The sequence below is a fragment of the Streptomyces niveiscabiei genome (genome assembly GCF_033794345.1).
GTDB classification, from domain to species: domain Bacteria; phylum Actinomycetota; class Actinomycetes; order Streptomycetales; family Streptomycetaceae; genus Streptomyces; species Streptomyces niveiscabiei.
Window position 1 is genome coordinate 140429 of record NZ_JARAYJ010000008.1, and the last position, 26262, is coordinate 166690.

Consider the following 26262-nt stretch of genomic DNA (forward strand, 5'->3'; position numbering starts at 1 on the left):
CGGGCTCAGCCGGGGATGCGGCCCAGGCCGCCGAACTCGATCCACTCCAGGGTCTGCTGACGCGGCGCGACCTCCGTGTCCGGGCGCCAGGTGGAGACCTCCACCAGGCCCGGCTCCAGGATCTCAAGACCCTCGAACCACGCGGCGACGTCCCGCTCCCGCCGCACCCGGCCCCAGTGCCCCTGCGTCGCCTGGTCCATGAAGTCCGTGACGAACTTCCGCACCTTTGCGTCCTCGCTGACGAGCTGGCACATCACCAGGAAGCTGCCGGGCGCGAGCCGCTCGACGACCCTGCGGACCACGGCCTCGGGGCCGTCCGCCTCGTCGTCCGGGATGCAGTGGAACACCGAGTTGAACAGGACGGCCACCGGCCGCGAGAAGTCGATCAGGCGCTCGGTGTCGGGGTGCGCGAAGATCTCCTCCGTGCGCCGCATGTCCGCGTGGATGACGGCCGTGCGCCCGTCCTCCTCCAGCAGCGCGCGGCCGTGCACGAGGACCATCGGGTCGTTGTCGACGTACACGACGTGCGCCTGCGGGTCGACGCGCTGGGCGACCTGGTGGACGTTGTCCTGCGTCGGCAGGCCCGAGCCGTGGTCCAGGAACTGGCGGACGCCGTACTCCCGCGCGAGCGTGCGGACGACCCGCTGGAGGAAGCGGCGGTTGTTCAGCGCGAGCGCGCGGGTGCTCGGGACGACCTGGTCGAGCTGTTCGCAGGCCGCCCGGTCCGCCGCGTAGTTGTCCTTGCCGCCCAGGTAGTGGTCGTACATCCGGGCCGCGGTGGGCACCGCCGCGTCGATCTCCGTGGACAGTCGTTCACCGGGCCGCATGCGGGTCCCCCCCCAGTCCTGCTCCGCCGGGGCGCGGAGGCGAACTCATCGTAGGGAAGCGGGAATCGGGGGCGCCAGGGGTCCGGGCGGGGTTCGCCCGGGGTGGTGGGGGTGGCCTGGGACGTCACCCGAAAGTGGACTGTTCGTCCAGGCTCTGGATGTGTAGTCTAAGCGGCAGAGGTGAGGGAGGCGGACGATGGGAAGCGGCAGGGACGCCGAGCGGGACGCGATCCTCGCGGCGCTGCGGCCGGTCGTGGACGGGCTGGTGGCGACGTTCGGGCCGGTGTGCGAGGTGGTGCTGCACGACTACCGGCGGCCCGAGCACTCGGTCGTGGCCGTCGCCGGTTCGGTGACCGGGCGCGTGGTGGGGGCCGCGATGAGCGAGATCGGGCTGCGGGTGCTCGCCGGGGGGGACGAGGCGCCGGACGACCTGAACTACGTGACGCGCACGGTCGGGGGGAAGCTGGTGAAGTCGTCCACGATGGTGCTGCGGGACTCGGGGGGCACGGTCTTCGGCGCGCTGTGCGTGAACGTGGACATCACCGAGGTCGCCAAGGTGCAGAACCTGCTCGGCGCGCTCGCCGGACCGGCCGTGCCGGTGGCCCAGACGCCGGTGACGACGTTCGAGCACGACATCGACGCGGTGGTCGACGTCCTGGTCGACACCCACCTTCCCGCCCGCGAGGGCACCTGGTCCGACCTCGACCGCCCGCGCCGCCTTGAGCTGTTCCGCAGCCTCGACGCGCGGGGGGTGTTCGCCGTCCGGCACTCCGTGGAGCAGGTCGCGGCCCGGCTCGGGATCTCCAGGGCCTCGGCGTACAGCTATCTGTCGCAGGCGAGAGCGCAAGAGCGGCACTGACATGCGGGTGAACGACTGGAGAGGTGGACCACCCATGACGACCACAGACCTGCCGATCGACTTCGACGACGTCCGTGAGGCGGCCGTCCGCCTCGAAGGGGTCGCGCACCGCACCCCGGTCCTGCGTTCGCGGACGCTGGACGAACTGGTCGGCGCCGAGGTGTACCTGAAGTGCGAGAACTTCCAGCGGATCGGCGCGTTCAAGTTCCGCGGCGCCTACAACGCGGCGTCCCGGCTGACGCCGGAGCAGTTGGAGCGGGGGCTCGCCGCGTACTCCTCCGGCAACCACGCCCAGGCGGTCGCCCTCGCCGCGCGTGAACTCGGTACGACAGCCGTGATCCTCATGCCGCAGGACGCGCCGCGCTCCAAGGTCGAGGCGACGGCCGGGTACGGCGCCGAGATCGTCACGTACGACCGGTACACGGGCGACCGCGAGGCCATCAGCGAGGCCCTCGCCGCCGAGCGTGGCCTGACCCTGATCCCGCCCTACAACCACCCCCACGTGATGGCGGGACAGGGCACGGCCGCGCTCGAACTTCTCGAAGAGGTCGGCGAACTGGACGCCCTGCTCGTGCCGGTCGGCGGTGGCGGACTGATCGCCGGGTGCGCGACGGCGGCGAAGGCGCTCGCGCCGGACATCCGCGTGATCGGCGTGGAACCCGAGGCCGGGGACGACACGAAGCGCTCCCTCGACGCCGGTCACCGCGTCAGCGTCCCGATCCCCCGCACGATCGCCGACGGACAGGCCCTGGACACGCCGGGGGAGCTGACGTTCGCGGTGATCCAGCGGCTGGTGGACGCCGTGGAACTCGTCTCGGACGACGAGATCAGGACGGCGATGCGGTTCGCGTTCGAACGCCTGAAGATCGTGGTCGAGCCGAGCGGGGCGACGCCGCTGGCAGCGCTCCTCGCGGGGAAGGCCGAGGGGGTGTCCGGGAAGGTCGGGCTGATCGTGTCGGGCGGGAACGTGGACGCGGAGAGGTTCGCGGGGCTGTGCGGGGGAGGGGCGTGAGGCGGGGGAGGCGGGGGAGGTGAGCGGGGATGGGCATCGGCAGCCCCGTTCCCCCGAATGGCGGCCCCCACTGGACAGGCGGACCATGAAGACGTAAGGCCGGAAGCGGTGTCGGGGGCCGGGCCCGGTCGTGATGTTGGTGTGGCCGGAAGGGAGGAGCGTCATGCTGGAGACGAAGACGCTCGACAAGCCCGACGAACGGCGCGATTTCCCGCGCGGTCACCTCGAAGCCGTCCACCTCACGGGGCTCGACTTCGCCGTGGCGACGTTCGAGCCGGGCTGGCGCTGGTCCGAGTCGGTGGCACCCCTCGCGGGCACGGACAGCTGCGAGATCCACCACAACGGTTACGTCGTCCAGGGACGCATGCGCATCCGGATGGACGACGGCGGCGAGGGCGAGGTCGGCCCCGGTGACGTGTTCGTCTGCTCGCCCGGGCACGACGCGTGGGTGGTGGGCGACGAACAGGTCATCGTGTACGACTTCGCCGGGTCGATGGCGAAGGAGTACGCGAAGGCGGACTAGCGGGCTCACGCCCCGCCACCTGGCGGGGATGGTTCCGCCGGTCAGGGGGTAGGGCCGGGCGGCCGTGGGCGGCGAGACTGGTGGTGGCCGGGGCGTTCCCCGGGCCGCAGCCGCCTGTCCCATGGAGGCTGTACCTGGCAGTGGAGCCGGTCACCGCACCCGCGGCGACGGGCTCCATTGCGTTTCGGGGCTTATATTCCTTTTCCAGCCGTTATGAGTCGTTGTGCGCCGGAGAGAGATTTGTTGTCTGCACGCTCGATCGCGAGGCGGTCGCCCGCCATCCGCCTCGGAGTCCTCGCTGTCGGAGCCACTGTCGTGTTCTCCTCTCTCGCGGGCTGCGAGAGTGCGAAGTCGACCCCGGCAGCCGGCGAGAGGAAGCCGGCCCCGGCAGCCGCCGGAAAGCCACTGCCGACCACCGAGAAGCAGACGGCCGGCATGGTGCCCGGTGCCGCACTGGTGGAACCGCCCGACCTCAACGAGGCAACCCCCGAGGACCAGACGGTCGAGCTGACCACGGTGGAGAAAGAGGTGACGATCTCGGGCAAGAAGGTGCTCGCGGAGACCTACAACGGGAGTCTCGTCGGGCCGACCCTTCACGTGGTTCCCGGTCAGCGCCTCACCCTGAAACTGACCAACAGACTCGGCACGTCGACCAACCTGCACTTCCACGGGCTGCACCTGTCTCCGGGAGGGCACGCGGACAACATCACGCTGTCCGTCGAGCCCGGTCGGACGCTCACCTACGATCTCGACATCCCCAAGGACCAGCCGCTCGGGACGTACTGGTACCACGACCACGACATGTGCCCCAAGGACGGCCACTCGATGCCGGGGATGACGATGCCCGACGCCCCGAAGAACTCTCGCTGCGACGGAACCGAGAGCCAGGTCGGGGCAGGTCTGTCGGGAACCATCATCGTCGGGGACAGCCGCGAGTCGTTGCCGTCGGACTACCGCCGGGTCACCGCTCACACTCTGGCCCTCAAGGACGCACAGATCAGCTCGACCGGCTCGATCGTCTACCCGGACGGGGTCCTCGAACCCGCGTCACCGACGACTCGCCTGGTCAACGGCCAGTACCGGCCGACGCTGACCATGCGAGCCGGTGAGACCCAGTTGTGGCGCCTCGCCAATGTGGGGTACGCCATCGACTACGACCTCCAACTCGACGGCGGTACCTTCACCGTCGTCAACCAGGACGGGAATCCTTCCGCGACACCGGCTCGGGTGAAACACCTCCTGATCCCGCCCGGCGGACGCTTCGACGTCCTGGTGACCGCGGGAGCCCCCGGATCGACCTGGCTCAGGACTCTCGCCTATTCGACCGGGTCGGACGGCGACGACTACCCCGACACCACCCTCATGAAGGTCGACGTCCGGCCAGGAGACGCGGACGCGGAGCCGGCTGCCGCCGGGGCACCGCCGGGCGCGGCCACCTCGCCGCAGCTCACCGGGCCGCTCACCGGAGCCCTTCCCGACCTGTCCGGAGAGTCCGTCGCCCGGTCCCGCAGCCTGGTCCTGAGCGACGACGGCGGCAACAACTTCTACATCAACGGCAAGCTGTACGACATGAAGCCGACGTTCACGCAACCGGCCACGCTCGGCACGGTCGAGGAATGGACGCTCACCAACACGGCCAACCAGAATCACCCGTTCCATCTCCACACCGTCCCGTTTCAAGTCCTCAGCGTGAACGGCGTCGCCCAGCCTCCCGCCGACTTCAGGGACGAGGTGATCGTCCCCCACTCGGTCAACGGGAAAGCCGGAAAAGTGGTGATCCGGATGCGCTTCACGGACTTCACCGGGCAATGGATGTTCCACTGCCACGTCACCGGACACGAGGACAACGGAATGATGGGCTCCCTGACCGTCGTCGCCGCCGACGGCCAGGGATAAGCGGCTCAGGCGCCGGCCGGAGGCGTTTCTTCGGCCCGGCGTTCGCGCATCTCCAGGACCAGGCCCTGCACGACAACGGCGCACAGGCCGCCCGCGATCAGCAGCTCGACCCAGAAGAAGGACGCGTAGTCGAGCAGCGAACCCGCGGGCGGGCTGCCGGGCGCGGCGTTGCGCATACCCACCAGGGCGAACAGGGTGGCGGCCATCCAGCTCAGGGCGGGCCACACCAGGCCACGCCGCCGGCTCACGATGATCCAGGCCGCCGAGGCCACCGCGAGCCCGAGCAGCCACATCGCGACCATCATGAACCACGCCAGGATGAACGACCCGCGCGAGCGCACGAACCGGACCTCTGCCTGCACCACGCCGCCGAACTGCTCGGCCTCGGCCGGACGGAGCAGGAAGAAGGGATCGGCCTCCTCCACCGACAGCGTCACGGGCACCTCGCGCCCGCCCACGGCGGCGCTGAAGAAGACCTCGGCGGAGTAGCGGTCGAAGGGGTAGTCGGAGATCGTCCCGCCGGAGAGGACGACGGACACCTCCTGTGCCGAGGTGGGCCGCCCGGCGGGGAAGGCCAGCCGGTCACGGGCCAGCCCCGACGTCGTCAGCTCAAGGTCACGGGCGGGCACACCGGTCGTGGGGTCGCCGTAGATACCGGAAGGGGCGACGGCCACTCTCAGGGTGGCGCGCTGGTCGGCGGCGTCCACCTTCTGGACGGTGACCTGAATGTCGACGCGGTCGACGGACCCGGCCTCACCGACCAGCAGGTCCCGGCTCCGGGCGTGGCGTTCGTTGAGATAGAGCAGGAAGCCGCTCGCGCAGACCGCCAGCACGAGGACGAAGGCGAACACCGCGAGCAGACCGCTGCGGCGCAGGTGGGGGTCGGTGGGGACAAGGCGCATGGGACGGACTCACAGGCAGAAGGGGCGTGACGGCTTCCATCACAGCGCCCGCGCACCGGCGCACCCCGTACCGGCGGCCTCGACAGGGCCGGACGCCAGCGGATCGGCCCAATCCCCCCGCCCGGACGGGGAACAGCACGAGGTCAGACCGGGAGCAGCCGGCTTACGAGATCGCCGAGCTGGCGGGCGGTGCGGCACTCGTGCATCGCGACCAGCCCGGCGTACTCGAGGGCCGCCGAGTCCCCGGTGCCCCACAGCGACCGGGGCTCGGGGTTCAGCCAGTGCACGCGCCGCGCGCGGCCGGTGATCTCGCGGACCGCCGCGAGGTTCGGGTCGCTCATGTTGGTGCGGGCGTCGCCGAGGACGAAGACGGTGGCGCGCGGGGTCAGCGTGAGGCCGTACCGCTCGGCGAACTCGCCCAGCGCGGTGCCGTAGTCGCTGCTGCCGTGCCAGCGCGTGAGGTCGGCCTCCGCGCGGATCACCGCACCGAGCCCCGCCGGGTCGGCGGCGCCGTGCCGCAGGAGGCCGGTCACCTCGTCGATCCGGTTGACGAACGCGAAGACGCGGACCTTCGAGAACTGGTCGTGGAGGGCCTGCACGAGCAGCATCGTGAAGTCGGAGAACCCGGACACGGACCCCGACACGTCGCAGAGCAGGACCAGTTCGGGCCGCACGGGCCGCCGCCGGCGCAGCACCGGACGGACGGGCACCCCGCCCGTCGACAGGGAGGCCCGCAGCGTGCGCCGCAGATCGATCGTCCCCCGCGCGGCACGCCGCCGCCGCGCCGCCAGCCGCGTCGCGAGCTTGCGCGCCAACGGCTGCACCGTACGCCGCAGTTCGGCAAGCCGGTCGCGCCCGGCGTACAGGAAGTCCACCCGGTCGGCGGTCGGCGCCACCGCGCGCCGCGCGATCATCTCCCGGCCGCGCCGCTCGGCCACCCGGCGCCGCGCCTCGGCGGCCACCAGTGCCCGGAACTCCTCGATGCGCGCCCGGAGTTCGTCTTCGAGGAGCCGGTCCGCGAACCCCGTACCGGCACCCCGCGAGCGCACGTCGTCGCGGACCCGCGCCAACAGGGTCTGGGGACGCAGCCGTTCGAGGGTCTGGTGCGCCGACCACCCGTCCGACCCCGGCGAACTCCCGTACCCGCCCAGGGCGTCGACCGCCTCGACGGCCAACTGCCCCAGCGCCGCGCCGTCGTTGTCCGCGAGAGCCTCCGCGAGCCGCTCCCGCAGCGACTCCCGGTCGCCCGGCGCCTGCCCCGGCGCCCCCACGGAGCGCGGGAAGTACAGGTCGAAGACGGAGTCGAACACCGCGCGTTGCCCCGCCGTGTGCAGCAGGGTCGCCGCGAGCCCTTCGCGCAGCACCTCGCGGTCGTCGAACCCGAGCACGGCGAGTGCCTCGGCCGCGTCGACGGTCTCGCCGGTCCCCACCGACACCCCGTGCTCGCGCAGCACGCCGACGAACCCGGCGAGGCGGGCCGCGACGTCGTTCACACCGCGTCCAGGTCGAGCTTGGCGGCGGCCTTCAGGATGTCGTCCTGGTGCTTGAGGACGACCCCGAGGGTCTCGCGCACGACGGTCTCGTCCAGCGTGTCCGCGCCGAGCGCGAGCAGGGTGCGCGCCCAGTCGACGGTCTCCGCGACCGAGGGCGCCTTGCGCAGGTCCATCGCCCGCAGCGCCCCCACGACCCGCACCACGGACGCGGCCAGCGCCTCCTCCACGCCGGGCACCTTCAGCCGGACGATCCGCCGCTCCAGCTCCTCCTCCGGGAACCCGATGTGCAGGAACAGGCAGCGCCGCCGCAGCGCCTCGGACAGCTCACGGCTGGCGTTGGAGGTGAGGACGACGAACGGCCGGTGCGTCGCGGTGACCGTGCCCAACTCCGGGACGGTGACCTGGAAGTCGCTGAGCACCTCCAGGAGCAGCCCCTCCACCTCGACGTCCGCCTTGTCGGTCTCGTCGATCAGCAGCACCTTGCGCGCGTCCCCGCGGATCGCCGTCAGCAGGGGCCGGGGGAGGAGGAACTCCTCGCTGAAGATGTCGGTACACGCCTCGTCCCACGTCTCGTCACGCCCCGCGCTGATCCGCAGCAACTGCTTGGCGTGGTTCCACTCGTACAGCGCGCGGGACTCGTCGATGCCCTCGTAGCACTGGAGCCGGACCAGTTCGGCGCCGCCCACCGCCGCGACCGCCTTCGCCAGCTCCGTCTTCCCGACCCCGGCCGGGCCCTCGACGAGCAGCGGCTTGCCGAGGCGGTCGGCGAGGAAGACGGTCGTGGCGATCGCCGGGGAGGCGAGGTACCCGGCCCCGGCGAGGCGGGCGGAGACGTCGTCGACGGACGTGAACAAGGGGGCCTCCGGCAGGAGAGGCGGCACGGACGCTCCTATCTAAGCGCTTGTTCACCAACGTTGTCACTGCTTACCAGGATCACTTCCAGCGTCCGGGGCCCGTGCACACCCTCGACCCGGTCCAGCTCAATGTCACTCGTCGCCGACGGACCCGAGATCCAGGTCAACGGCCGCAAGGGGTCCAGCCGTTCGAGCGCCTGCGGTACGGACGACACGACCTGATCCGGCACGCGGACGACGCAGATGTGGTGGTCGGGGATGAGGGTGATCCGGCGTCGTCCCTGGCCAGGACTGCCGTCCAGGACGATCGTGCCGGTCTCGGCGATGGCGAGAGCGCAGCCGGTGATCACGCTCTCGATCTTGTCGAGGTAGGCAGGCGTGTTGGCGGCGCGATCGTGGATGCGTACCGGGTCGGCGGAGGCCAGCCAGTGCGCAGGCAGGCCGGGAGGCACCAGGACATGTTCGGAACCCCGCGCGGCGAGCAGTCGCATGATCAGATCGTCGAGTTCCTGCTCCTCCGTCCGGTGCACGATCGCCCGATAATCCGCCAGATTCTCCGCCAGCAACTCGACACACTCCGCCGGACTCAGCCCCCCGTGCTCCCGCAGATACCCCCGCTCCACCGGCGCATCGTCACGCGGCACATCGGCGAGAGCGCGCCGCACCCGCCCCAACACCCGTTCCCTGCTGCTCACTTCGCGCCCCCTCGGGTCCGCTGCCACCAGTCACGGAACGGCTCGACGGGCACCGTCGGCAGATCCCGCGTCCCGCTCCACGCCTTACCGGGCCCGGGCAGCGTCCGCGGATGGAACCGCCGGCTCCGCGAGGCGGCCCGCTGCCCCGCCCGCAGCGCGCCCGCCCGCCCGAACGCCCACCCCGCCGCCCGCATCGCGGCCCGCTCGGCGGCATGACCCTTCGCGGGCTTCAGCACGACCCGGTTCCCCTCCCGCACGACGGGCCCGCCCTGCACGACCCGCTCCCGCAGATGCACCAGCACCTCGGGAATGTCGATCGCGACCGGGCACACCTCGTAACACGCCCCGCACAGCGACGACGCGTACGGCAGCGAGGCGTCGATCTCGCTTCCCGTGCCCCGGAGTTGAGGGCTGAGGATCGCCCCGATCGGCCCCGGGTACACCGACCCGTACGCGTGCCCACCGGCCCGCTCGTACACCGGGCACACGTTCAGGCACGCCGAGCAGCGAATGCACCGCAGCGCCTGCCGCCCGACCTCGTCGGCGAGGGTGTCGCTGCGCCCGTTGTCCAGCAGGACCAGGTGGAAGACGCGCGGCCCGTCGCCGTCCGTCGTACCGGTCCACATCGAGGTGTACGGGTTCATCCGCTCGGCCGTCGAGGAGCGCGGCAGGGTCTGGAGGAAGACCTCCAGGTCCTGCCAGGTCGGCACGATCTTCTCGATGCCGACGACCGAGATCAGCGTCTCGGGGAGGGTCAGGCACATCCGCCCGTTGCCCTCGGACTCGACGACGACGAGGGTGCCGGTGTCGGCGACCATGAAGTTCGCGCCGGAGACGCCGACCTTGGCGCGCAGGAACTTCTCCCGCAGGTGCAGCCGGGCAGCCTCGGCGAGTTCGGCGGGCGTGTCGGTGAGGCCCTCGGGGGCGGGGCGGCCCCACTCGCTCATCTCGGTGCGGAAGATGTCCCGGATCTCACCCCGGTTGCGGTGGATCGCCGGGACGAGGATGTGCGAGGGCCGGTCCTTGCCCAACTGGACGATCAGCTCGGCGAGATCGGTCTCGTACGCGTGGATGCCCGCCGCTTCGAGTGCCTCGTTGAGGCCGATCTCCTGCGTGGCCATCGACTTGACCTTGACGACCTCAGTCTCGCCGGTCTCCTTCACGAGTCGGGTGACGATCGCGTTCGCCTCGTCGGCGTCGGCTGCCCAGTGCACGACACCCCCCGCAGCCGTGACCGACTCCTCCAACTGGACGAGATACCGGTCGAGTTGGCGCAGCGTGTGGTCCTTGATCCGCTTGCCCGCCTCGCGCAGCTCCGCCCAGTCCGACACCTCGGCGACGGCCTTGGCGCGCTTGGCGCGGATCGTGTGCGTGGCGTGGCGCAGGTTCCCGCGCAGGGTCGCGTTGCCGACGGCCTCCTTCGCGGCCACCGGGAACGCCGGCATCCCTACGAACGTTCCACTCATACGGCGGGTTCCTCCTCCGTGCTCGCCAGGATCTCCGCGATGTGCACCGGCCGCATGCCGGTCCTGAGCCGGGCCATCGTCCCCCCGATGTGCATCAGACACGAGTTGTCGGCGGCGCACAGCACCTCCGCGCCGGTCGACGCGGCGTTGCGGACCTTGTCCGCGCCCATCGCCGCCGAGACGTCGGAGTTCTTCACGGCGAAGGTCCCTCCGAACCCGCAGCACTCCTCCGCGCCCGGCAGCTCCACCAGCTCAAGTCCCTTGACGGCCTTGAGGAGTTGGTACGGCCGCCCGCCGAGCCCGAGGCTGCGCAGCCCGTGACAGGTCGGGTGGTAGGTCACCGTGTGCGGGTAGTACGCCCCCACATCCGTCACTCCCAGCACGTCCACCAGGAACTCCGTCAGCTCGTACGTCTTCGGCACGACCGGCGCGAGCACCGTGGCCAGCGAGTCCCCCCGGCCCTCCGCCCGCGCCCGCTCGCCCATTCGGGGATACAGCTCCCGCACCATCGCGCCGCATGATCCGGACGGCGTGACGATCGCGTCGTACCCCCCGAAGACATCGGAGAACTTCCGGGCCAGCGGTTCCGCCTGGTGCCGGTACCCGGTGTTGTAGTGGGCCTGCCCGCAGCACGTCTGCGCCATCGGGAAGTCCACGTCGACGCCCAGCCTGGTCAGGAGCTTCACCACGGCCCGGCCGGTGTCCGGATACAGCGTGTCGTTGACACAGGTCAGGAACAGAGCGACACGCATCGCGGCTCCTCGGGGTCAGTCATCGGATGAGTGCAGGGTAGTCGGAGACGGGGCGAGAAGGGAGAAGGCGGGGAGAAAGGGGGCGGAGGGGTGGGGTGCGGTCCCGGGGATGCGCACCCCACCCGGTCTGCGGGAGCGGCCCCTCACCGCCCCCCGAGCCGCTCCTGTGCCTCCCGCCACCGGTCCGTGCCCCCCTGGGGCTCGTACCGGGTCAGCGGCAGGCTCTGGACCAGCAGGCGCCGCATGTCGGTCCGGTCGCCGACCAGCCCGTGCGCCCGCGCCTGCACCAGCACGTTCCCGAGCGCGGCGGCCTCGGTCGGCCCCGCGACGACCGGCAACCCGCAGGCGTCGGCGGTGAGTTGGCACAGCAGCGCGTTGCGCGTCCCGCCCCCGACGATGTGGACGACGTCGACGGGGTGATCGGCGAGCCGCTGGGCGTCCTCGACCGCCCGGCGATGAGCGAGGGCGAGGGAGTCGAGGATGCACCGGGTGATCCCACCCCGTGACTCCGGGACCGGCTGGCCCGACGCCCGGCACGCCTCGGCGATCCGCTCCGGCATCCGCCCCGGCGCGAGGAACGCCGCGTCCCCCGCGTCCACCACCGACCGCAGCGCCGGCGCTGCGGCGGCCTCCCGCAGGAGGAGCCCCAGGTCCGGCTCGCCCCACGCCCGTACGCACTCCTGGAGCAGCCAGAGCCCCATGATGTTGCGCAGGTAGCGGACCGTGCCGTCGATCCCCAGCTCGTTGGTGAAGTTCGCGGCCCGGCTCTCCTCCGTGAGGACCGGCGCGTCCAGTTCGAGACCGGCCAGCGACCAGGTCCCCGTGCTGATGTACGCGAACCGCTCGCTCCCCGCGGGTACGGCGGCCACCGCTGAGGCGGTGTCGTGCGAGGCGACGGCCGTCACCGGGACGGGGCCGGCGAGCCCGGTCTCCTCCAGGACGGCGGGCAGCAACTCCCCGGCACGGTCGCCGGGTTGCCGCAGCGGCGCGAACAACCCCAGGTCGATCCCGACGCGTTCGGCGACCTCGGCCGACCAGTCGCGCGTCCGGGGATCGATCAGCTGGGTCGTCGAGGCGTTGGTGAGCTCGGTGCCCTGCTCGCCGGTCAGCCAGTACGTCAGCAGATCCGGGATCAGCAACAGGCGTTCAGCTTGGGCGAGTTGAGCGGACCCCTGTGATGCCGCGAGCTGGTACAGCGTGTTGAAGGGCGCGTACTGCAACCCGGTCGCCGCGTACAGCTCGGCCGCCGGGACCGACGCCCACACCTTCTCCGCGACCCCCTCCGTGCGGGAGTCCCGGTAGTGCACGGGGTTGCCGAGGAGCACCCCGTCGGCGTCCAGCAGCCCGTAGTCCACGGCCCAGCTGTCGATGCCGACGGAGTCGACCTGACCGGCCGCCTTCAGCCCGTCCAACACGCCGCCGTACAGGGCGAGTACGTCCCACCGCAGCCCCTCCGGAAGCCGCACCGGCCGGTTGGTGAACCGGTGCACCTCCGTCAGCTCCAGCGAGTCGGGGCTCACGCGGCCGGCCATCACGCGTCCACTGGACGCGCCCAGGTCGACGGCCGCGTAAGCCTTCTGACGCCCGCTCACCGCAGGAACGCGGCGGCCACACCCGCGTCGACCGGCACATGCAGCCCCGTGGTGTGCGTCAACTCCCCGCCCGTCAGCGCGAACACGGCGTTGGCGACGTGCTCGGGCAGCACCTCGCGCTTGAGGATGGTGCGCTGCGCGTAGAACTCGCCGAGTTTCTCCTCCTCGATCCCGTAGGTCGCCGCCCGCTGGGCACCCCAGCCCCCGGCGAAGATCCCGGACCCGCGCACGACCCCGTCCGGGTTGACCCCGTTGACCCGGATCCCGTGCTCGCCCAACTCGGCTGCCAGCAGCCGTACTTGGTGGGCCTGGTCGGCCTTGGTCGCGGAGTACGCGATGTTGTTCGGACCGGCGAAGACGGAGTTCTTCGAGGCGATGTAGACGATGTCCCCGCCGATGCCCTGCGCGGTCATCACCCGCGCCGCCTCCCGCGACACCAGGAACGACCCGCGCGCCATGATGTCGTGCTGGAGGTCCCAGTCCTTCGCCGACGTCTCCAGCAGCGGCTTGGAGATGGAGATGCCGGCGTTGTTCACGACCAGGTCCACACCGCCGAACGCGAGCACGGCCGCCTTGAACGCCTCGGCGATCTGCTCCTCGGACGTCACGTCGACCGTGACCGCGACGGCCTTGTCCGAGCCGCCCAACTCCTCGGCCACAGCAGCCGCGTTCCCGGCGTTGAGGTCCGCGACGACGACACACGCCCCCTCGGCCACCAGCCGCTGCGCGATCGCCTTCCCGATTCCGCTCCCGGCACCCGTCACGAGCGCCACGCGCGTCGCCAGCGCCTTGGGCTTCGGCATCCGCTGGAGCTTGGCCTCCTCCAGCGCCCAGTACTCGATGCGGAACTTCTCCGACTCCTCGATCGGCGCGTACGACGAGACCGCCTCGGCCCCGCGCATCACGTTGATCGCGTTGACGTAGAACTCCCCGGCGACCCGCGCCGTCTGCTTGTCCTTCCCGAAGGAGAACATCCCGACGCCCGGGACCAGCACGATCGCCGGGTCGGCGCCGCGCAGGGCGGGCGAGTCCGCGTCGGCGTGCCGCGCGTAGTAGGCGGCGTACTCCTCGCGGTACTCGGCGTGCAACTCCGTCAGCCGCGCCACCGCGTCCTCCAGCGGGGCGGCCGGCGGCAGGTCGAGGACGAGCGGGCGGACCTTCGTGCGCAGGAAGTGGTCCGGGCAGGAGGTGCCCAGCGCGGCCAGCCGGGGGTGCTCGGCGCGCGCGAGGAACTCCAGCACCGGCGCCGCGTCGGTGAAGTGTCCGACCTGCGGCTTGTCCCGCGACGCGAGCGCACGGACGTACGGCGCGAGCGCGGCGGCCCGCTCCCGGCGCTCGGCGTCCGGCAGCGCCTCGTACCCGTCGATCACCGCACCGAACGGCTCGGCCTTGCCCTTTTCCGCGAGGAACTTCTCGGCGGTCCGGATGATGTGCAGCGAGTTGCGCTCGCACTCCTCGGCGGTGTCGCCCCACGCGGTGATCCCGTGCCCGCCCAGGATCACGCCGATGGCCTGCGGGTTGGCCTCCTTGATGGCCGCGATGTCCAGGCCGAGCTGGAACCCGGGCCGCCGCCAGGGCACCCACGCGACCGTGTCCCCGAAACACTCGGCGGTCAGCTTCTCCCCGTCGGCCGCGCAGGCGAGCGCGATCCCGGAGTCGGGGTGGAGGTGGTCGACGTGCGCGGCGTCGACGAGCCCGTGCATGGCGGTGTCGATGGAAGGAGCGGCGCCGCCCTTGCCGTGCAGGCAGTAGTCGAACGCGGCGACCATCTCGTCCTCGCGCTCGACGCCGGGGTACACGTCGACGAGCGAGCGCAGCCGGTCGAGCCGCAGCACGGCGAGCCCGGCCTCGGTCAGCGTCCCGAGGTCGCCCCCGGACCCCTTGACCCACATCAGCGGCACATCGGTCCCGGTCACAGGATCGACGGCGTCGCCCTTCGCGGACGCATTCCCGCCGGCGTAGTTGGTGTTACGAGGATCGGCACCGAGCCGACGCGACCGAGCGATGAGGGCAGCGGCCTCGGGATGAACGCTCACGGATCTTTCCTTAGCTTTCTGGGGAGAAGGGGACTGTTTCTTCTGCTGGTGCCGGAGGCTCAGGCTCCCCACCCGGCCTGCTGCCCACCCACACGCTCCGCCACGATCTTCTCGGCCCAACCGGACCGGCCGTACGCGGCGATGGGGTCGCCGTCCAGCCCCATCTCCTCACGCACCTCCCGCAGCAACGGACGCACATCCGTGTTGAACGCGTCCATCAGCACCGCGTTCGCCGCCAGGACGTCCCCGGCGACCTGCGCCGCGCCCAGCGCCTCCCGGTCGACCAGCAGCGCCTTGGCCGTCGCCTCCTGCACGTTCATCACCGACCGGATGATCGCCGGAATCTTCGCTTCGAGGTTGTGGCACTGGTCGAGCATGAACGCGACGTCCGAGGTGAACCCCCCACCCCGCGAGACCTCGTACATGATCCGGAACAGCTGGAACGGGTCGGCGGCCCCCACCATCAGGTCGTCGTCCGCGTAGAACCGCGAGTTGAAGTCGAACCCCCCGAGCTTCCCCTCCCGCAGCAGCAGCGCGACGATGAACTCGATGTTGGTCCCCGGCGCGTGATGCCCCGTGTCGACGACGACCTGAGCCTTCGGCCCGAGCTTGAGGCAGTGGGCGTAGGCGGTTCCCCAGTCCGGTACGTCGGTCGTGTAGAACGCCGGCTCGAAGAACTTGTACTCCAGCAGCATCCGCTGATCGTCACCGAGCCGCGCGTACACCTCCGCCAGCGCCTCGCCCAGCCGCTCCTGCCGGGCAACGATGTCGTCCTGCCCCGGATAGTTCGTCCCGTCGGCGAACCACAGCTTCAGGTCCCGCGACCCGGTCGCGTCCATGATGTCGACGCACTCGACGAGATGGGCCACGGCCTTGCGGCGCACAGCGGCGTCCGCGTGGCAGACGCTGCCGAGCTTGAAGTCGTCGTCCTGAAACGTGTTGGAGTTGATGGCGCCCAGCTTCAGGCCCCGCTCCTCGGCATGTTTCGCAAGTGCCGAGTAGTCCTCGACCTTGTCCCACGGAATGTGCAGGGCGACGGTGGGGGCCACGCCGGTGAACGCGTGGACCTGCGCGGCGTCGTCCAGCTTCTCCCAGGGCGTGCGCGGGACCCCCTGCTGGGCGAACACCTTGAAGCGGGTGCCCGAGTTCCCGTACGCCCACGACGGCGTCTCGACGGCCTGGTTCTTCAGTGCGGCCTTCACCGCGGCGAGATCGGTCACTTCGGGCTCCAGAGGCAGGCGCGGATGAAACGATTCAGAAGGGGAAGCTATGAGCACGCCGGGGGAGTGTCAACCCCTCCGGCCGGGCGGGTTCTCCGTGACCGTCGCGTGACCTTCGGCTATCGAAATTTTTTCGAGGCGGACCCATTGACGTGACATGCCCGTGGTGCCTACGGTCCCGGCAATCCAGTTGAAACCTTTCACGACGTCGTGGGGCCTCACCGCCGGCGTCGTCGTCGAGGAGTCCCCATGACCCACCCGTCCGACCCGGGACCCGCCCCGGTGCTGGCGCTCAAGGACGTCGCCAAGTCCTTCGGCGCCGTCCGCGCCCTGCGCGGCGTCTCCCTGGAGCTGTTCCCCGGCGAGGTGCACGCGCTCGCCGGGGAGAACGGCGCGGGCAAGTCGACGCTGATCAAGACGCTCGCCGGGGTGCACAGGCCGGATACCGGCCAGGTGCTGCTGGACGGCGCACCGGTCGCCTTCCACGGCCCCGGTGACGCCCGCGACGCCGGTATCGCCGTGATCTACCAGGAGCCCACGCTCTTCCCCGACCTGTCGATCGCCGAGAACATCTTCATGGGCCGCCAGCCGCGCCGCGCCCTCGGCCGCATCGACCACAAGGCCACCCACGAGGCCACCGCCGCCCTGATGACCCGCCTGGGCGTCGCCCTGGACCCCGACCGCCCGGCGCGCGGCCTGTCCATCGCCGACCAGCAGATCGTCGAGATCGCCAAGGCGCTCTCCTTCGACGCCCGGGTCCTGATCATGGACGAGCCGACCGCCGCCCTCACCGGCAGCGAGGTCGCCCGCCTCTTCGGCGTCGTCCGCACCCTGCGCGAACAGGGCGCGGCGGTCCTGTTCATCTCGCACCGGCTGGAGGAGATCTTCGAGATCTGCCAGCGGGTGACGACGCTGCGCGACGGCGCCTGGATCGCCAGCGAGCCCATCGACGGCATGACCGAGGACGACCTGGTGCGCCGCATGGTCGGCCGCGACCTGGACGAGCTGTACCCGAAGCAGGACGTCACCCCCGGCGCCGTCGCCCTGAGCGTGCGCCGCCTGACCCGCGAGGGCGTCTTCACCGACGTCTCCTTCGACGTACGGCGCGGCGAGATCGTCGGCCTCGCCGGGCTCGTCGGCGCCGGCCGCACCGAGGTCGCGCGGGCCGTGTTCGGCATCGACCGCTGGGACGGCGGCGAGGTCGTCGTCGACGGCCGCCCCCTCACCAACGGCGCCCCCTCCGTCGCGATGGCCGCAGGTCTCGCCCTGGTCCCCGAGGACCGCCGCGCCCAGGGCCTCGTGATGGACATGTCCATCGAGCGCAACATCGGCCTCACCGGACTGCGGACGACCGTGAAGGCCGGCCTCATGGACCGGGGCGCCGAGCGCAGCCGCTCCCTCGACTGGGCCGTCAAGCTCCAGGTCAAGTACGCCCGCCTGGCCGACACCGTCAACACTCTTTCGGGTGGAAACCAGCAGAAGGTCGTCCTCGCGAAATGGCTGGCCACCGGCCCGCAGGTGCTGATCGTCGACGAACCCACCCGGGGCATCGACGTCGGTACGAAGGCCGAGGTGCACCGCCTGCTGAGTGAACTCGCGGCCGACGGCGTCGCCGTCCTGATGATCTCCTCCGACCTGCCCGAGATCCTCGGTATGGCCGACCGCGTCCTCGTCATGCACGAGGGCCGGATCACCGCCGAGATCTCCCGTTCCGACGCCACCGAGGAAACCGTGATGGCCGCAGCCACCGGGAGGGCCGCATGAGCGCCCTGCCCGTCGAGGTGCCGAAGTCCTCCGGGACCCGGCTCGTCGACCGTGTCTTCAAGATGCGCGAACTCGCCATCCTGGTCGTCTTCCTGGCGATGATCGCCATCACCCAGGCAGGCAACAGCGAGTTCCTCTCCGAGCAGGGCATCAAGGACCTGCTGCTGAACGCGACGATCCTGGTCCTGGTCGCCACCGGCCAGTCGCTGGTCGTCATCACGAGGAACGTCGACCTGTCCGTCGGCTCCACCCTCGGCATCAGCGCCTTCGCCGCCGGCACCTACCTGCACGGCGGCGGCAACCCGGTGATCGCGGTCGTCCTCGCCGTCCTGCTCGGCATCGGGTTCGGGCTCCTCAACGGGCTGCTCGTCAGCCTCGGCCAGGTCCCCGCGCTCGTCGTCACCCTCGGCACCCTCTACATCATCCGGGGCATCGACTCGATCTGGGTCGGCTCCCGCCAGATCACCGCCGCCGACCTGCCCGGCTCCTTCGTCGACTTCGGCTCCGGCGGCATCTCCGCCGTCCCCTACCTCGCGCTCATCGCGCTGGCCGTGCTCGTCGCGACCGCCTACTACCTCAAGCACTTCGGCAGCGGACGCGAACTGTACGCGCTCGGCTCCAACCCCGAGGCCGCGCGGCTCGCCGGGATCCCGGTCCGCAAGCGGATCCTCGCCGCGTACACGTTCTGCGGGGCCCTCGCCGGGCTCGCCGGCGCGCTGTACCTGGCCCGGTTCGGGAACGTCGACTCCGGGACCGGCAACGGCTACGAACTCACCGTCGTCAGCGCCGTCGTCGTCGGCGGGGTCGTCTTCACCGGCGGCTCCGGGAGCGTGTACGGCGCGGCCCTCGGCGCGCTGCTGCTGACGTCCGTCAACAGCGTGCTGCCCGCGCTCGGCGTCAGCTCCGTGTGGGTCCTCGCCATCAACGGGGTCCTGCTGCTGCTCGCCATCGCCGTGGACCGGGTCGTCGCGGTGCGGGTCGCCGCCTCGCTGAAGAAGAAGGCGGGGGCCGCGCGGATCGCCGCGAACGGCAACGGCGTACAGAAGACCGTCGTAGAGAAGAAGGGTGATCCCCGTGCCTGAGTCCCTGACCAGGGCCGTCCGTTGGGACACCGTCGTCGGTGGCCTGCTGGTCGTCCTGCTGCTGCTCTCCTTCACCACCGTGGACGGGTTCGGCAACGCGCTCAACCTGTCGTTCCTGCTGGGGAACACGCTGCCGATCGCGCTCATCGCGCTGCCGATGACGATGCTCGTCGTCTCCGGCGAGATCGACCTGTCCGTCGCCTCGACCGCCGGGCTCTCCGGGGCCGTCATGGGGCGGCTGTGGAACGAGGGCATGACGATCGAGACGATCATTCCCATCTGCCTCGTCCTCGGTGTGGTGTGCGGGCTGATCAACGGGCTGCTCGTCACCCGGCTCGGCCTGCCCTCCCTCGCCGTCACCATCGGGACGCTCGCCGCGTATCGCGGTATCGCGCAGATCGTCCTCGGGTCCGACGCGGTCACCGACTTCCCGTCCCAGTACCTCGACTTCGCGGCCGGGCGGGTCGGCGACAGCTTCCTGCCGCAGGCGTTCCTGCCGTTCGTCGTGCTGCTGGCCATCGCCGTCGTCGTCCTGCACGCCACCCCGTTCGGGCGGTCCGTGTTCGCGATCGGCGCCAGCGAGGAGGCCGCGCGGTTCGCGGGCATCCGCGTCAAGCGGGGCAAGCTGATCCTGTTCGTCGTCACCGGGCTCATGGCCTCGCTGACCGGGATCTTCTGGGCGCTGCACTACGCCAGCGCCCGCTACGACAACGCCACCGGCCTCGAACTCTCCGTCATCGCCGCCGTGCTGCTCGGCGGCATCGACTTCGACGGGGGCAAGGGGACCCTGGGGGGCGCCATCGCCGGGGTGTTCCTGCTCGGCACCGCGCAGAACGTCATGAGCCTCCAGGACGTCTCCGCACAGTCGCAGATCGTCGTCACCGGCGTCCTGCTGGTCATCTCGGTGCTCGGCCCGAGGGTCGCCCGCCAGATCTCCGTCGCGAGGGCGGGCAGACAAGCCGCCTCGACACCGACGTCGTAACTCCGCTCTCGTAAAGGAAACCCGCCATGCGCAAGACCACCCTCCGCCGCACCTGCGTCGCCCTCGCCGCCGTCTCCTCCCTCGCCCTGACCGCCACCGCGTGCGGCGGGACCACCAAGGAGGACGTGAAGACCGAGAACAGCGGCGCCGCGAACACCGGTGGCAAGGCCGATCCGAACGCCGCGACCAAGAAGGGGCTGACCGTCGGCTTCCTGCCGAAGCAGGTCAACAACCCGTACTTCACGAGCGCCGACAAGGGCGGCGAGACCGCGCTGAAGGAACTCGGCTCCAGCTACAAGGAGGTCGGCCCGTCCAGCGCCACCGACACCTCCGGCCAGGTGAGTTACGTCAACACGCTCACCCAGCAGCAGGTCGACGCGATCGCCGTCTCCGCGCAGGACCCCGGCGCGCTGTGCCCGGCGCTGAAGACCGCCATGGGCAACGGCATCAAGGTCGTCACCTACGACTCGGACACCAACCCCGAGTGCCGCAACGCGTTCATCTCGCAGGCCAGCGGCGAGGACCTCGGCCGTACCGAGGTGCAGCTCCTCGCCGAACAGATCGGCTACAAGGGCGAGATCGCGATCCTGTCGGCCGCGCAGACCGCGACCAACCAGAACGCGTGGATCGACTTCATGAAGCAGGAGCTGAAGGACCCGAAGTACAAGGACATGAAGCTCGTCAAGATCGCCTACGGCAACGACGACGCGCAGCAGTCCTTCCAGCAGACCCAGGGCCTCCTCCAGGAGTACCCGAACCTGAAGGGGATCATCTCCCCGACGACCGTCGGCATCAAGGCCGCCGCCCAGTACCTCTCCGGCTCCAAGTACAAGGGCAAGGTCAAGCTCACCGGCCTCGGCACCCCCAACGACATGCGCAACTACGTCAAGAACGGCACCGTCGAGGCGTTCGAGCTGTGGGACCCGGCGAAGCTCGGCGACCTCGCGGCGCGTACGGCTGTGGCGCTGTCCTCGGGGCAGATCACCGGCAAGGAGGGCGAGACCTTCAAGGCGGGGTCGACGACGTACACGATCGGCGCGAACGGCGTGATCACGCTGGGCAAGCCGACGGTGTTCGACGCGAAGAACATCGACCAGTTCAACTTCTGATCAACCGTCAGTTCTCTTACATTCAGGGGGCGTTGATGCAGCGTGTCTGCTTTCTGCTGAAGGTCCGCGCGGACCGGCTCGACGAGTACCGCGAGCGCCACGCCGAGGTGTGGCCGGAGATGCTGGAGGCGCTCAGCGCCACCGGCTGGCGCAACTACTCGCTGTTCCTGCGCGAGGACGGCCTCCTGGTGGGCTACCTGGAGACCGACGACTTCGCCGCCGCGCAGGCCGGCATGGAGGCCACCGACGTCAACGCCCGCTGGCAGGCCGAGATGGCGCCGTTCTTCGAGTCGCTGGACGGCGCCCGCCCGGACGAGGCCATGAAACCGCTCACCGAGGTCTTCCACCTCGCCTGAACCCCGTTCTCCCCAGGGGACCCCCGCTTTCAGGAGCCGCTCATGAAAAGACGTACCGTCCTCACGACAGCGATACTTGCCGCCGTGAGCACGCCAGGCATAGCAGGAACCGCGCGAGCGGCCGACCCCGGCCCCTCCGTCGCCCTCCGCCAGAACACCCGACTCGACGCCCAGGCCGTCTTCTTCGTCTCCTACGACGGCCTGGTCAACAACAACTCGTTCCAGAAGAACGGCCTGTTGACCTACAAGGGCTACCAGTACGCCGTCTGGTACACGGCCACCCGCAACGCGGTCGTCGCCCGCCGCGCCCTGAACTCCTCGGCCTGGTCCACGGTCACGCTCTCCCACCAGCTCAAGGCGAACGACTCCCACAACGTCATCTCCATGGGCGTCTCCAAGGTCGACGGCCGCCTCCACCTCAACATGGACTCCCACAGCGACGGCTTCTTCTACGTCAAGTCGGTCGCCGGGCTCATGGACAACCCCGGTACCACGGCGTGGACTTCGGCCGCGTTCGGCGCCGTGCAGACCACCCTGGACGGGCTGGCGCTGACGACCCAGTTCACCTACCCGCAGTTCATCGCCACGCCCGAAGGGAAGTTGCAGCTCAGCTACCGGGTCGCGATCTCCGGCAACGGCCGCAACGCCCTTGCCGAGTACGACGGTTCGCGCTGGACGGCGCTCGGGGAGTGGTCCAGCTCGACGGGGACGTACACGAGCGAGCACGGCTCCTCGACGGCCCGCAACATGTACCTGCACGGCATCGACTACGACAAGAACGGCCGCCTGCACTCCTTCTTCACCTGGCGGGAGCAGAACGGCGCGGTCATGTGCTCCTCGGGCGGCATCACCAACCACGACACCGGCTACGTCTACTCCGACGACCGGGGCCGCACCTGGCGCAACAACGCGGGCACCGTCGTCGGCACCACCGGCGGCTCCGACAAGGTCGCCGTCACCGACAGCGGGCTCGTGGTCGACGCCCTCAACCCCGACCACTCCCTGATGAACCAGGAGAGCCAGACCACCGACGCCTCCGGCCTGCCGCACGCGATCATCTCCTACGTCCCCGGCCGCTTCGGCCAGTGCACGACGAACTACGTGAACGACCGCACCGCCAACGGACGCGCCTTCCACCTGCGCAAGAACGCTTCCGGCGCCTGGCAGAAGACCGAGATCCCGGTCCCGCTGAACTCCAGCCAGCGCACCAAGCTGCTCCTGGACAAGTACGGCAACGCCTACGCGATCTTCCCCTTCGGCCGGATCGCCGCCGCCTCCAAGTCCTCCGGCTACACCGACTGGACGGTCCTGTACGACGGCTCCGGACTCAACGCCTTCGGCGAGGTCGTCATCGACGAGTCACGGGTCGCCGCCGACAACGTCCTGTCCTTCATGTACCAGGAGAAGTCCAGCGGTACGACGCCGTCGGCGCTGCACGTCGTCGACTTCGCGCTGCCCGCCTGACCCGCCAGGGGTACGGCCGGGACGGTACTGTGAGGTTCCGCCCGCCGTACCCCGCTCACCTGGAGGTATCCGTCCGATGGCCCAGTCGGTGGGGATCAAGGACGTGGCCCGCGCCGCCGGAGTCTCCGTCGGCACGGTCTCCAACGTCATCAACCGCCCGGACACGGTCGCGACCGAGACCCGGGCGCGCGTTCTGTCCGCGATCGACCGTCTCGGGTACGTGCGCAGCGAGTCCGCGCGCCAGCTGCGCGCCGGGCGCAGCCGGATCATGGGGCTCCTCGTCCTCGACATGGGCAACCCCTTCTTCGTCGACGTCGCCCGGGGAGCCGAGCGCGCCGCCCGCAACGCCGGGCTCGGCGTGATGGTCTGCAACAGCGCCGAGAGCGTCTCCGAAGAGGCCGACTACCTCTCCCTCTTCGCCGAACAGCGGGTGCGGGGCGTCCTGTTCACGCCCGCCGACGCGACCGGGCGCAACATAGCGTCGTTCCGCCGGCACGGCATCCCCTTCGTCCTCGTCGACCGCGTCTCGGACGGTACGACCGAGTGCTCGGTCTCCGTCGACGACGTCGCCGGCGGCGCCCTCGCCGTACGCCACCTCATCGACGCGGGCCACCGCTCCATCGCGTACGTCAGCGGCCCGCCCGGCTTCAACCAGGTCCGCGACCGCCGGACCGGCGCGCTCCAGGCGCTCGCCGAGGCGGGGCTCGGCCCCGAACGGCTCCGCGAGCTGCCGACCGAGCGCCTCGACGTCGCCGCCGGGCGCGACGCGGGCGCCCGGCTGCTGGGCCTCGCGGACCGGCCGACGGCGGTGTTCTGCGCGAACGACCTGCTGGCGCTGGGTGTCCTCCAGGCCATGTACGCCGCCGGTGTGAACGTCCCGGACGACCTCGCGATCGTCGGGTACGACGACATCGAGTTCGCGGCGGCAGCCGCGGTGCCGCTGACGTCCGTGCGCCAACCGGCCGTCACGATGGGGGCGTTGGCGGCGGAACTGCTGCTGGAGGAGACGGACGAGGAGACCCCGAAGCGGGCGCACGAGCACCGCGGGGTGGTGCTCCAGCCGGAGCTGGTGGTGCGGAGGTCGAGTCTGTCGGCGCGGTGAGTGATCATGGGGGCTGTCCGCCTTCACCCCGGGAGCAGCCGTGACCGACCCGCACTACCGCCAGCCCGGCGTCGTCCTCACCGACCACCGCTTCACCGTCCCCCTCGACCACGCCGACCCGCACGGGGAGACGATCTCCCTGTACGCCCGTGAGGTCGTCGCCAGTGAGAAGGCGGGCCAGGAGCTGCCGTGGCTGCTGTACCTCCAGGGCGGGCCGGGGTTCGGGGCTGACCGCAGCGTCGGGCGCCCCGGGTGGCTGGCGAGGGCGCTCAGGGAGTACCGGGTGCTGATGCTGGACCAGCGGGGGACCGGGCACTCGACACCGGCGACCCGGCAGACACTGCCCTTGCGCGGAGGTCCCGCCGAGCAGGCCGCGTACCTCACCCGCTTCCGTGCCGACTCCATCGTCCGTGACTGCGAACTGATCCGCCGCGAGCTGACCGGCGACGCCCCCTGGACCGTCCTCGGCCAGAGCTACGGCGGGTTCTGCACGGTCACGTACCTGTCGTTCGCCCCCGAGGGCCTCGCCGCCGCCGTCATCACCGGCGGCCTCCCGTCCCTCGACGCCCACGCGGACGACGTGTACCGCGCGGCCTACCCGCGCATGGAACTCAAGGTCACCGCGCACTACGCCCGCTACCCGCAGGACGCGGAGCGAGCCCGCCGTATCGCCGAGTACCTGGCGGACAACCCGCTGACCCTGCCGAACGGCGGCCTCCTCACGGTCGACGGCTTCCGCACCCTCGGCATCCTCCTGGGCGGCGGCGAAGGCAGCCACCACCTCCACCACCTCCTGGAACACGCGTTCGTCCCGACGCTCGCGGGCCGGACCCTCTCCGACGAGTTCCGGGAGAACCTCCAGAACCACCTGTCGTACGCGAAGAACCCCCTCTACGCGCTGGTCCACGAGTCGATCTACGGCCAGGACGACCGGCCGACGGCATGGTCGGCGGACCGGGTACGCGCCGAATTCCCGCAGTTCACCGGCACGGACCCGTTCCTGTTCACGGGCGAGACCATCCACCCGTGGATGTTCGACACCGACCCGGCCCTGCGTCCCCTGAAGGAGACGGCGGACCTCCTGGCGGCCCGCACCGACTGGACCCCGCTGTACGACAAGGCCCGCCTGGCGGCGAACGAGGTCCCGGTGGCGGCGGCGGTCTACCACGACGACCTGTACGTCCACACCGCGCACTCGCTGGAGACGGCCGGGGCGATCAAGGGCCTGCGGACGTGGGTGACCGACGAGTTCGAGCACGACGGGATCAGAGCGGGAGGCACGCGGGTACTGGACCGACTGCTCGCGCTGACGCGGGACGAGGCGTGATCGTCCCGGGGAGCGGGGGGAGCAGGCGCATGACCACCCCGTCGCACCCCGCGCCCGACACCCTGGCGGCCCGCTTCGAGGAGCAGCGCCCCCACCTCAGGTCGGTCGCCTACCGCATGCTCGGCTCGCTGAGCGAGGCGGAGGACGCCGTCCAGGAGACCTGGCTGAGACTGTCCCGCCAGGACCCGGCGGAGATCCGCAGCCTGCCGGCCTGGCTGACGACGGTGACGGGCCGCATCTGCCTGGACCTGCTGAACGCGCGGACGTCCCGAGGGGAGCAGCCGATCGACGAGGCGTCCGTCCCGGACCCGGTGATCACGCCGCTCGTGAGCCCCGAGACGGAAGCCGTGCACGCGGACTCGGTCGGCCTGGCGATGCTGATCGTCCTGGACACCCTGGACCCGGCGGAGCGGCTCGCGTTCGTGCTGCACGACATGTTCGCGGTGCCCTTCGACGACATCGCGGAGATCGTGGAGCGCACCCCGGCGACGACGCGCCAGCTCGCGAGCCGGGCCCGCCGCAAGGTGCGGGGCGCCACCCCGGCCGCGCCGCCGGACCGGGCACGCCAGCACCGGGTCGTGGAGGCGTTCATGACGGCCGCCCGGACCGGCGACTTCGACGCCCTGCTCGCGGTCCTGGACCCGGACGTCGTCCTGCGCGCCGACTCCGGCGCCCTGGTGCGCGGCCGGGCCGCCTCGAAGCTGGTCCGGGGCGCCGCGCGGGTCGCCGAACAGGCGCTGCTGTTCCGCGAGTTCGCCCCGTTCGGCCGGTTCGCCCTGGTCGGCGGCGACGTCGGGGTCGTCAGCGTGGTGGAGGGGACGGTCCGTTCGGTCATGGGCGTCACGGTCGTGGACGACCGGATCGTGGGCCTGCACATCCTGGCCGACCCGCGCCGCCTCGCCCGGCTCGACGTACCGGAGGGCATCGTCCGCTGACCGGTTCGCGGGAC

The 26262-nt window shown here is 70.8% G+C and carries 23 protein-coding genes; 13 read left to right on the forward strand and 10 right to left on the reverse strand.

Translation table 11 applies throughout. The annotated features are described in order from the left end of the window. Nucleotides 1–5: 5 nt before the first annotated feature. On the reverse strand, nt 6–827 hold the full coding sequence (locus PV682_RS13825; protein WP_319729241.1) for an SAM-dependent methyltransferase: 822 nt from the start codon (nt 825–827) through the stop codon (nt 6–8). A 196-nt stretch (nt 828–1023) separates the two neighbouring features. Here PV682_RS13825 and PV682_RS13830 point away from each other — a divergent pair, with 196 nt between their 5' ends. The 4 genes from PV682_RS13830 to PV682_RS13845 all read left to right on the forward strand — a co-directional run bounded on the left by PV682_RS13830 (nt 1024) and on the right by PV682_RS13845 (nt 5117). Continuing rightward, nucleotides 1024–1686 (forward strand): helix-turn-helix transcriptional regulator, encoded by a 663-nt coding sequence (locus PV682_RS13830; protein WP_319729243.1) that lies wholly within the window; start codon nt 1024–1026, stop codon nt 1684–1686. Nucleotides 1687–1720: 34 nt separating this feature from the next. Beyond that, on the forward strand, nt 1721–2698 hold the full coding sequence (locus PV682_RS13835; protein WP_319729244.1) for a threo-3-hydroxy-L-aspartate ammonia-lyase: 978 nt from the start codon (nt 1721–1723) through the stop codon (nt 2696–2698). Between the two features lie 163 nt (nt 2699–2861). Next, nucleotides 2862–3221, forward strand: coding sequence for a cupin domain-containing protein (locus PV682_RS13840; protein WP_055722359.1), 360 nt, complete (start codon nt 2862–2864; stop codon nt 3219–3221). Between the two features lie 315 nt (nt 3222–3536). Continuing rightward, a complete protein-coding gene (locus PV682_RS13845; RefSeq protein WP_319729247.1) occupies nt 3537–5117 on the forward strand; it encodes a multicopper oxidase family protein in 1581 nt (526 codons plus the stop codon). A gap of 5 nt (nt 5118–5122) precedes the next feature. Here PV682_RS13845 and PV682_RS13850 read toward each other — a convergent pair whose 3' ends face one another. The 9 genes from PV682_RS13850 to rhaI all read right to left on the reverse strand — a co-directional run bounded on the left by PV682_RS13850 (nt 5123) and on the right by rhaI (nt 16127). Beyond that, complete coding sequence (locus tag PV682_RS13850; protein ID WP_319729250.1) at nt 5123–6019, reverse strand: DUF4436 family protein; 897 nt, start codon at nt 6017–6019, stop codon at nt 5123–5125. 143 nt (nt 6020–6162) lie between these two features. Further along, complete coding sequence (locus tag PV682_RS13855; RefSeq protein WP_319729253.1) at nt 6163–7512, reverse strand: VWA domain-containing protein; 1350 nt, start codon at nt 7510–7512, stop codon at nt 6163–6165. Then, on the reverse strand, nt 7509–8366 hold the full coding sequence (locus tag PV682_RS13860) for an AAA family ATPase (protein WP_319729583.1): 858 nt from the start codon (nt 8364–8366) through the stop codon (nt 7509–7511). Before PV682_RS13860 ends, PV682_RS13855 begins: the two co-directional genes overlap by 4 nt. A gap of 35 nt (nt 8367–8401) precedes the next feature. Next, nucleotides 8402–9061: a LutC/YkgG family protein gene (locus PV682_RS13865; protein ID WP_319729255.1), complete on the reverse strand. Its 660-nt coding sequence runs from the start codon at nt 9059–9061 to the stop codon at nt 8402–8404. Next, a complete protein-coding gene (locus PV682_RS13870; protein ID WP_319729256.1) occupies nt 9058–10527 on the reverse strand; it encodes a LutB/LldF family L-lactate oxidation iron-sulfur protein in 1470 nt (489 codons plus the stop codon). Before PV682_RS13870 ends, PV682_RS13865 begins: the two co-directional genes overlap by 4 nt. Beyond that, entirely contained in the window at nt 10524–11279 is a 756-nt protein-coding gene (locus tag PV682_RS13875; protein WP_319729257.1) for a (Fe-S)-binding protein, read from the reverse strand. Before PV682_RS13875 ends, PV682_RS13870 begins: the two co-directional genes overlap by 4 nt. A gap of 143 nt (nt 11280–11422) precedes the next feature. Further along, entirely contained in the window at nt 11423–12811 is a 1389-nt protein-coding gene (locus tag PV682_RS13880) for a rhamnulokinase (protein WP_407705667.1), read from the reverse strand. 56 nt (nt 12812–12867) lie between these two features. Next, nucleotides 12868–14907: a bifunctional aldolase/short-chain dehydrogenase gene (locus PV682_RS13885; RefSeq protein ID WP_319729259.1), complete on the reverse strand. Its 2040-nt coding sequence runs from the start codon at nt 14905–14907 to the stop codon at nt 12868–12870. 59 nt (nt 14908–14966) lie between these two features. Beyond that, the gene (rhaI, locus tag PV682_RS13890; protein ID WP_319729260.1) at nt 14967–16127 is read right to left on the reverse strand and encodes an L-rhamnose isomerase; all 1161 of its coding nucleotides are present in this window, start codon (nt 16125–16127) and stop codon (nt 14967–14969) included. A 249-nt stretch (nt 16128–16376) separates the two neighbouring features. Here rhaI and PV682_RS13895 point away from each other — a divergent pair, with 249 nt between their 5' ends. The 9 genes from PV682_RS13895 to PV682_RS13935 all read left to right on the forward strand — a co-directional run bounded on the left by PV682_RS13895 (nt 16377) and on the right by PV682_RS13935 (nt 26248). Next, the gene (locus PV682_RS13895; RefSeq protein WP_319729261.1) at nt 16377–17891 is read left to right on the forward strand and encodes a sugar ABC transporter ATP-binding protein; all 1515 of its coding nucleotides are present in this window, start codon (nt 16377–16379) and stop codon (nt 17889–17891) included. Continuing rightward, nucleotides 17888–18973, forward strand: a complete 1086-nt coding sequence (locus PV682_RS13900; RefSeq protein WP_319729262.1) for an ABC transporter permease — start codon at nt 17888–17890, stop codon at nt 18971–18973. Before PV682_RS13895 ends, PV682_RS13900 begins: the two co-directional genes overlap by 4 nt. After that, a complete protein-coding gene (locus PV682_RS13905; protein ID WP_319729263.1) occupies nt 18966–19955 on the forward strand; it encodes an ABC transporter permease in 990 nt (329 codons plus the stop codon). The genes PV682_RS13900 and PV682_RS13905 overlap by 8 nt, the downstream gene beginning before the upstream one ends. Before the next feature lie 26 nt (nt 19956–19981). Next, complete coding sequence (rhaS, locus tag PV682_RS13910; RefSeq protein ID WP_319729264.1) at nt 19982–21064, forward strand: rhamnose ABC transporter substrate-binding protein; 1083 nt, start codon at nt 19982–19984, stop codon at nt 21062–21064. A 35-nt stretch (nt 21065–21099) separates the two neighbouring features. Further along, nucleotides 21100–21420, forward strand: coding sequence for an L-rhamnose mutarotase (locus PV682_RS13915; RefSeq protein WP_055721601.1), 321 nt, complete (start codon nt 21100–21102; stop codon nt 21418–21420). Nucleotides 21421–21462: 42 nt separating this feature from the next. Then, nucleotides 21463–22884, forward strand: a complete 1422-nt coding sequence (locus PV682_RS13920) for a BNR repeat-containing protein (protein WP_319729269.1) — start codon at nt 21463–21465, stop codon at nt 22882–22884. Nucleotides 22885–22960: 76 nt separating this feature from the next. Then, nucleotides 22961–23986 carry a LacI family DNA-binding transcriptional regulator gene (locus PV682_RS13925; protein WP_319729272.1) on the forward strand — a complete coding sequence of 342 codons (1026 nt, stop codon included), beginning with the start codon at nt 22961–22963 and terminating at the stop codon, nt 23984–23986. 40 nt (nt 23987–24026) lie between these two features. Continuing rightward, complete coding sequence (locus PV682_RS13930) at nt 24027–25313, forward strand: alpha/beta fold hydrolase (protein ID WP_319729275.1); 1287 nt, start codon at nt 24027–24029, stop codon at nt 25311–25313. 29 nt (nt 25314–25342) lie between these two features. Then, on the forward strand, nt 25343–26248 hold the full coding sequence (locus tag PV682_RS13935) for a sigma-70 family RNA polymerase sigma factor (protein WP_319729277.1): 906 nt from the start codon (nt 25343–25345) through the stop codon (nt 26246–26248). Nucleotides 26249–26262: the final 14 nt, after the last annotated feature.

What these genes read in the sequence shown, in the direction of transcription:
- PV682_RS13870 (WP_319729256.1), bottom strand. Translation starts at nt 10,527, where the DNA reads ATGAGTGGAACGTTCGTAGGGATGCCGGCGTTCCCGGTGGCCGCGAAG.
- rhaS (WP_319729264.1), top strand. Translation starts at nt 19,982, where the DNA reads ATGCGCAAGACCACCCTCCGCCGCACCTGCGTCGCCCTCGCCGCCGTC.
- PV682_RS13840 (WP_055722359.1), top strand. Translation starts at nt 2,862, where the DNA reads ATGCTGGAGACGAAGACGCTCGACAAGCCCGACGAACGGCGCGATTTC.
- PV682_RS13915 (WP_055721601.1), top strand. Translation starts at nt 21,100, where the DNA reads ATGCAGCGTGTCTGCTTTCTGCTGAAGGTCCGCGCGGACCGGCTCGAC.
- PV682_RS13925 (WP_319729272.1), top strand. Translation starts at nt 22,961, where the DNA reads ATGGCCCAGTCGGTGGGGATCAAGGACGTGGCCCGCGCCGCCGGAGTC.
- PV682_RS13830 (WP_319729243.1), top strand. Translation starts at nt 1,024, where the DNA reads ATGGGAAGCGGCAGGGACGCCGAGCGGGACGCGATCCTCGCGGCGCTG.
- PV682_RS13835 (WP_319729244.1), top strand. Translation starts at nt 1,721, where the DNA reads ATGACGACCACAGACCTGCCGATCGACTTCGACGACGTCCGTGAGGCG.
- PV682_RS13895 (WP_319729261.1), top strand. Translation starts at nt 16,377, where the DNA reads ATGACCCACCCGTCCGACCCGGGACCCGCCCCGGTGCTGGCGCTCAAG.
- PV682_RS13900 (WP_319729262.1), top strand. Translation starts at nt 17,888, where the DNA reads ATGAGCGCCCTGCCCGTCGAGGTGCCGAAGTCCTCCGGGACCCGGCTC.
- PV682_RS13850 (WP_319729250.1), bottom strand. Translation starts at nt 6,019, where the DNA reads ATGCGCCTTGTCCCCACCGACCCCCACCTGCGCCGCAGCGGTCTGCTC.
- PV682_RS13880 (WP_407705667.1), bottom strand. Translation starts at nt 12,811, where the DNA reads ATGGCCGGCCGCGTGAGCCCCGACTCGCTGGAGCTGACGGAGGTGCAC.
- PV682_RS13875 (WP_319729257.1), bottom strand. Translation starts at nt 11,279, where the DNA reads ATGCGTGTCGCTCTGTTCCTGACCTGTGTCAACGACACGCTGTATCCG.
- PV682_RS13825 (WP_319729241.1), bottom strand. Translation starts at nt 827, where the DNA reads ATGCGGCCCGGTGAACGACTGTCCACGGAGATCGACGCGGCGGTGCCC.
- PV682_RS13935 (WP_319729277.1), top strand. Translation starts at nt 25,343, where the DNA reads ATGACCACCCCGTCGCACCCCGCGCCCGACACCCTGGCGGCCCGCTTC.
- PV682_RS13920 (WP_319729269.1), top strand. Translation starts at nt 21,463, where the DNA reads ATGAAAAGACGTACCGTCCTCACGACAGCGATACTTGCCGCCGTGAGC.